This is a genomic window from Pseudomonas taeanensis MS-3 (genome assembly GCF_000498575.2).
Lineage (GTDB): Bacteria > Pseudomonadota > Gammaproteobacteria > Pseudomonadales > Pseudomonadaceae > Aquipseudomonas > Aquipseudomonas taeanensis.
On the sequence record NZ_AWSQ01000018.1, the window covers coordinates 1 to 2,324 of the forward strand.

At 68.2% G+C, this 2,324-nt stretch carries 2 protein-coding genes; both read left to right on the top strand.

Features of this window, described 5'->3' with window-relative positions; genetic code table 11:
• Positions 1-1,000 (top strand): glycerate kinase type-2 family protein (locus TMS3_RS24350; protein ID WP_025167890.1); only part of this gene is annotated, 1,000 nt, incomplete at its 5' end.
• Positions 997-2,324 (top strand): pyruvate kinase (gene pyk / locus TMS3_RS24355; RefSeq protein ID WP_025167891.1); only part of this gene is annotated, 1,328 nt, incomplete at its 3' end. The genes TMS3_RS24350 and pyk, both read left to right, overlap by 4 nt.

Consider the following 2,324-nt stretch of genomic DNA (forward strand, 5'->3'; position numbering starts at 1 on the left):
CGGCGAACGGGTGGCCCGCCGGGTGCTGGAACTGGTCAGCAACCTCACTGAGTCCGACCGGGTGATCTTCCTGCTGTCCGGTGGCGGCTCCTCGCTGCTGGCCCTGCCGGCCGAGGGCATCAGCCTGGCCGACAAGCAGGCGATCAACAAGGCGCTGCTCAAGTCCGGCGCGACCATCGGCGAGATGAACTGCGTGCGCAAGCACCTCTCGGCGGTCAAGGGCGGGCGCCTGGCCAAGGCCTGCTGGCCGGCCAGCGTGTACACCTACGCGATCTCCGACGTGCCGGGCGATGAAGCCACGGTGATCGCCTCCGGGCCGACCGTGGCCGACCCGACCACCTCGGTGCAGGCCCTGGCGATCCTCGCCCGCTACAGCATCGAGATCCCGGCCAACGTACGCGCCTGGCTGCAGGACCCGCGCTCGGAGACGGTCAAGCCGGGCGACCCCTGCCTGAGCCGCAGCCACTTCCAGCTGATCGCCACGCCGCAACAGGCGCTGGATGCCGCCGCTGCCAAGGCCGAGGCCGCCGGTCTACCGAGCCTGATTCTCGGCGACCTGGAGGGCGAATCGCGCGAGGTGGCCAAGGTGCATGCCGGCATCGCCAAGCAGGTGCTGCTGCACGGCCAGCCGCTCAAGGCGCCGTGCGTGATCCTCTCCGGCGGCGAAACCACGGTCACCGTGCGTGGCAACGGCCGCGGCGGGCGCAACGCCGAGTTCCTCCTCAGCCTGACCGACAGCCTCAAGGGCCTGCCCGGGGTCTATGCCCTGGCCGGTGACACCGACGGCATCGACGGCTCGGAAGACAACGCCGGCGCCATCATGACCCCCGATAGCCATGCCCGCGCCGCGGCGCTGGGTCTGAGCAGCAGCGACGAGCTAGACAACAACAACGGCTACGGCTACTTCGCCGCCCTCGATCAACTGATCGTCACCGGGCCGACCCGTACCAACGTCAACGATTTCCGCGCCATTTTGATCCTAAAGGACCCTGCCCAATGAACGCCGACAAGAAAGTAAAAATCCTCGCCACCCTCGGCCCGGCGATCAATGGCATCGACGACATCCGCCAGCTGGTCGAGTCCGGGGTCAACCTGTTCCGCCTCAACTTCAGCCACGGCGAGCACGCCGACCACGCCCAGCGCTACCAGTGGGTGCGCGAAGTGGAGCAGCGCCTGAATACGCCGATCGGCATCCTCATGGACCTGCAGGGACCGAAGCTGCGGGTCGGGCCCTTCGCCGACGGCAAGGTCAATCTGGAGCGCGGCCAGGCCTTCCGTCTGGACCTGGACAGCACGCCCGGCAATGCTCAGCGAGTCAGCCTGCCGCACCCGGAAATCATCGAAGCGCTGCAGCCGGGGATGAACCTGCTGCTCGACGACGGCCGCCTGCGCCTGCAGGTAACCGCCAAGCACAGCGACGCCATCGACACCCAGGTGATCGCCGGCGGCGAGCTGTCCGACCGCAAGGGCGTCAACGTGCCGGAGGCGGTGCTGCAACTCAGCCCGCTGACCGAGAAAGACCGCCGCGACCTGACCTTCGGCCTGGAGCTGGGCGTGGATTGGGTGGCGCTGTCGTTCGTCCAGCGTCCCGAGGACATCCTCGAGGCGCGTGAACTGATCCAGGGCAAGGCCTTCATCATGGCCAAGATCGAGAAACCCTCGGCGGTGCAGCAGATCGAAGCCATCGCCCAACTGTGCGACGCGATCATGGTCGCCCGTGGCGACCTGGGCGTGGAAGTGCCGGCGGAAAACGTGCCGCGCATCCAGAAGGACATCATCCGCACCTGCCGCCAGCTCGGTAAGCCTGTGGTGGTGGCCACGCAGATGCTCGAATCCATGCGCTTCTCCCCGGCGCCGACCCGCGCCGAAGTCACCGACGTGGCCAACGCCGTGGCCGAAGGCAGCGACGCGCTGATGCTGTCGGCCGAGACCGCCTCCGGCGACTACCCGCTGGAAGCGGTGCAGATGATGAGCAAGATCATCCGCCAGGTGGAAAGCGGCCCGGACTTCCAGGCCCAGCTCGACGTCAGCCGCCCCCAGGCCGAAGCCACCGCCTCGGATGCGATCAGCTGCGCGATCAGGCGCATCAGCTCGATCCTGCCGGTGGCCGCGCTGGTCAACTACACCGAGTCCGGCGCCAGCAGCCTGCGCGCCTCGCGCGAGCGGCCGAAGACGCCGATCCTCAGCCTGACCCCGAACCTGCACACCGCGCGACGCCTGACCGTCGCCTGGGGCATCTACTCGGTGGTCAACCCGCGCCTGCATGAAGTCGAGGAAGTCACCAGCACCGCCCTCGACATCGCCCAGGCCCAGGGCATGGCCCA